This window comes from Conyzicola sp. (assembly GCF_046714715.1).
Lineage (GTDB): Bacteria > Actinomycetota > Actinomycetes > Actinomycetales > Microbacteriaceae > Conyzicola.
In genome coordinates, this window is sequence record NZ_JBKKAD010000125.1 from 1 (window position 1) to 4,276 (window position 4,276).

At 67.4% G+C, this 4,276-nt stretch carries 3 protein-coding genes; all 3 read right to left on the reverse strand.

Features of this window, described 5'->3' with window-relative positions:
• Positions 1-38 precede the first annotated feature (38 nt).
• Positions 39-1,487 (reverse strand): pyruvate kinase, encoded by a 1,449-nt coding sequence (gene pyk / locus ACLQ6X_RS09455; protein ID WP_411699918.1) that lies wholly within the window; start codon positions 1,485-1,487, stop codon positions 39-41.
• A gap of 68 nt (positions 1,488-1,555) precedes the next feature.
• Positions 1,556-3,013 (reverse strand): glutamate synthase subunit beta, encoded by a 1,458-nt coding sequence (locus ACLQ6X_RS09460; protein WP_411699919.1) that lies wholly within the window; start codon positions 3,011-3,013, stop codon positions 1,556-1,558.
• The coding region (locus tag ACLQ6X_RS09465) for a glutamate synthase-related protein (RefSeq protein WP_411699920.1) at positions 3,006-4,276 on the reverse strand (1,271 nt) is incomplete at its 5' end. The genes ACLQ6X_RS09460 and ACLQ6X_RS09465, both read right to left, overlap by 8 nt.

Genomic DNA, 4,276 nt, shown 5'->3' on the forward strand with positions numbered 1-4,276 from the left:
GTCGAAACTGCCCGGCCCTTCGTTGTAGCTGCCTGCGACTATTCGGCGACCGCGTAGGCGGGCGCCACGGCGTTCTTCGCATCGCCCACGCGGTGCACGCGCAGGTCGTTGGTGAAGCCGGAGATTCCGGGAGGCGAACCGGAGATCACCACGACGACGTCGCCGACCTGCGCGAGACCCTCGCCGAGCAGAATCTCGTCGACCTGGATGTACATCGCGTCGGTGTGAGTGACCCGCTCGACCACGTAGGAGTCGATGCCCCAGATCAGCGCCATGCGGCGGCGGATCGCGGGGTCGGGCGTGAACGCCTTCATCGGCACGTTGAAGCGCAGGCGCGACATGCGGCGCGCCGAGTCGCCCGACTCGGTGAAGATGCAGACGAACTTCGCCTCGACGAACGTCGCCACCTCGGCGGCGGCGAGGGTGATGGCGCCACCCTGCGTGCGGGGCTTGGTGCCGAGCTCGGGGATGCGCTCGAGTCCGTGCTCCTCCGTGGAGGCCACGATGCGTGCCATGGTCTGCACGGTGATGACGGGGTACTCGCCGACGCTGGTCTCGCCGCTGAGCATGACGGCGTCCGCGCCATCCAGAACCGCGTTCGCGACATCGGATGTCTCGGCTCGCGTGGGCACGGGGCTGGAGATCATCGACTCGAGCATCTGCGTCGCGACGATGACCGGCTTGGCCATACGACGCGAGAGCTCGACCGCGCGCTTCTGCACGATCGGCACGGCCTCGAGCGGCAGTTCTACGCCCAAATCGCCGCGGGCGACCATGATGGCGTCGAACGCGTCGATGATTGCCTCGAGGTTGTCGACGGCCTGGGGCTTCTCGATCTTGGCGATGACGGGAACCCGGCGGCCCTCCTCCTCCATGATCTCGTGCACGCGCACGATGTCGGTGGCGTCACGCACGAACGACAGGGCGATGAGATCGCAGCCGAGGCGGAGGCCCCAACGCAGGTCGTCCTCGTCTTTCTCGCTCAGCGCGGGAACGTTGACGGCGACACCGGGCAGGTTGATGCCCTTGTTGTTCGACACGGCACCCGCGACGATCACGACCGTCGAGACGACGGGACCCTCGACGCCGGTGACCTGCACCTTGACCTTGCGGTCGTCGATGAGGAGGAAGTCCCCGGCGCTGACGTCCTGCGGAAGGCCCTTGAAGGTCGTTCCGGAGAGCTCGCGCGTTCCGACCACGTCTTCGGTGGTGATCTTGAAGACGTCGCCGACGGCGAGGTCGTACGGGCCGCCCTCGAACTTTCCGAGGCGGATCTTCGGTCCCTGGAGGTCGACCATCACGGCGACGGCTCGACCGGAGTCCTCCGCTGCCTGGCGCACATTGGCGTACACGGCCTCGTGAACGTCGTACGAGCCGTGGCTGAGGTTCATTCTCGCCACGTCGACACCCGCGTCGATAATCGCGCGGATGTTTTCATAGCTGGAGGTTGCCGGGCCGAGCGTAGCGACGATTTTCGCGCGTCTCATGAGTTCCTTCTGTGGTGGGTTGGGGTGAATCGGGTGGAGAAGTGGACGGTGGGGTGAGCGTGTCGAACCTAGATGGCGATCGCGTGGTCGGTCGGCTTGACCGGGAACGGCAGTTGCGTCGTCCCTTCAAGGTACCGATCAACGGCGGACGCCGCAGCACGACCTTCGGCGATCGCCCAGACGATCAGCGACTGTCCGCGACCCGCGTCACCGGCGATGAAGACGCCGGATTCGCTCGTCTGGTAGTCGCCGTCGCGGCCCAGGTTGCCTTTTGCGTCGATCGGCACGGGCAGCTGCTCGTCGATCGTGTGGGTCTCGGGACCGGTGAAGCCCATCGCGAGCAGCACGAGGTCGGCGGGGATTTCACGTTCCGTTCCCGCCTTGGGAACCCGGCGTCCATCGAGGTATTCGGTTTCGGCGACGCGGATCGCGCGCACCTCGCCGGCCTCGTTCGACAGGAACTCGATCGTCGACGCGAGGAAGACGCGCTCGCCACCCTCTTCGTGGGCGCTCGACACCTCGAACAGGGTCGGTGCCATCGGCCAGGGCTGGTGGTCGGGACGCTCGGCCGCGGGCTGCGTGCCGATCGCCAGGTTGGTCACCGAGAGGGCGTGCTGGCGGTGCGCGGTGCCGATGCAGTCGGCTCCCGTGTCGCCGCCGCCGAGAACGACGACGTGCTTGCCCTCGGCGTGGATCTGCTCGGAGACGGAGTCGCCGGCACCCACGCGGTTCTGCTGCACGAGGTAGTCCATGGCGAAGTGCACACCGAGCAGGTCGCGGCCGGGGATCGGCAGGTCGCGGGGCACGGTCGCGCCGGTCGCGACGATCACGGCGTCGTAGCGGGCGCGCAGGTCGCTCCACGAGATGTCGACGCCGATGGTGACGCCGGCGCGGAAACGTGTCCCCTCCGCCTGCATCTGCGCGAGTCGCGCCTCGATGTGCTTCTTCTCCATCTTGAAGTCGGGGATGCCGTAGCGCAGCAGGCCGCCGATGCGGTCGTCACGCTCGAACACCGCCACCGTGTGGCCGGCGCGCGTGAGCTGCTGCGCGGCGGCGAGCCCGGCGGGACCGGAGCCGACGACGGCCACCGTCTTGCCCGTGAGGCGCTCGGGCGGGTGCGGGGTGACCCAGCCCTTCTGGTAGGCCTCGTCGATGATGGAGACTTCGACGTTCTTGATGGTGACGGCCGGCTGATTGATGCCGAGAACGCAGGATGACTCGCACGGTGCCGGGCAGAGCCGGCCGGTGAACTCGGGGAAGTTGTTCGTCGCGTGCAGGCGCTCGATGGCCTGGTGGCCTTCGCCGCGCCACATCAGGTCGTTCCACTCGGGGATCAGGTTGCCGAGCGGGCAACCCTGATGGCAGAACGGGATGCCGCAGTCCATGCAGCGCCCCGCCTGCTTGCGCACGGTCGCAGAGTCGCCCTGCTCGTAGACCTCTTTCCAGTCCATCAGGCGCAGTGCGACCGGACGACGGGCGGGGAGCTCGCGCTCCTTTACCTTCAGGAATCCCTTCGGATCAGCCACCGGTAACCTCCATGATTCTCGACCAGACAACGTCGCCGTCGGGGTCGAGACCCTCGGCGACGGCCGTCTGTCGTGTTGCTATGACCGCCGCATAGTCGCGAGGCAGGACCTTCACGAATCGAGCGATCGTTTCGTCGATGGTGTCGAGCATCCGTCGCGCGACGGCGGACTCGGTTTCGTCGAAGTGCCGCTGCAGGAGATCGGTGAGGATCTCCACGTCGGCGCTTCCGAGCGGCAGCAGGGTGAGCTCGCCGCTGGCGAGGGAGTCGGGGTTCACCCGTTCCTGCCTGAGGTCGTAGATGTAGGCGGTACCGCCCGACATTCCGGCTCCGAGGTTGCGTCCCGTCTCGCCGAGGATCACGGCGAGTCCACCGGTCATGTACTCGAGGGCGTGGTCTCCCACTCCCTCGACGACCGCCGTGGCACCGGAGTTGCGCACGAGGAATCGCTCGCCCACGATGCCGCGCAGGAACATCGATCCCTGGGTGGCTCCGTAGCCGATGACGTTTCCGGCGATGACGTTGTTCTCGGCTGCGAAGCTGCTGCGCGCGTCGGGCAGCACCACGATCTCGCCGCCGCACAGGCCCTTGCCCACGTAGTCGTTGCTGTCGCCGACGAGACGCAGGCGGATGCCGCTCGGCAGGAAGGCGCCGAGCGACTGGCCGGCGGTGCCCGACAGGTTGACCTGGATGGTGCCGGACGGCAGGCCGTTCTCACCGTGACGCAGAGTGACCGCGTTGCCGAGCATCGTTCCGACGGCGCGTTCGGTGTTCTTGATCGGCAGGTCGATGACGACGGGCGTGCCGTGCTCGAGCGCGTTCTCGCTCTGACGGATCAGCTCGACATCGAAGTGCTTCTCGAGCTCGTGGTCCTGCGCGCGGAAGTTACGGCGCGGCGCGTCATCCGCGAATTTCGGTCCGACGAGCACCGGGGTCAGGTCGAGCCCGTCGGCCTTCCAGTGCTCTACCGCGCCGTTCACGTCGAGCATCTCGTGGTGGCCGACCGCCTCTTCGATCGAGCGGAACCCGAGCGCCGAGAGGTACTCGCGCACCTCCTGGGCCAGGAACTCGAAGAAGTTGACGACGAACTCGGGCTTGCCGCTGAAGCGGGCACGCAGTTCGGGGTTCTGGGTGGCGATTCCGACCGGGCAGGTGTCGAGGTGGCAGACGCGCATCATGACGCAGCCCTCGACGACGAGGGGCGCCGTGGCGAACCCGAACTCCTCCGCGCCGAGCAGCGCGCCGACGATCACGTCGCGGCCCG

What these genes read in the sequence shown, in the direction of transcription:
- pyk (WP_411699918.1), bottom strand. Translation starts at nt 1,487, where the DNA reads ATGAGACGCGCGAAAATCGTCGCTACGCTCGGCCCGGCAACCTCCAGC.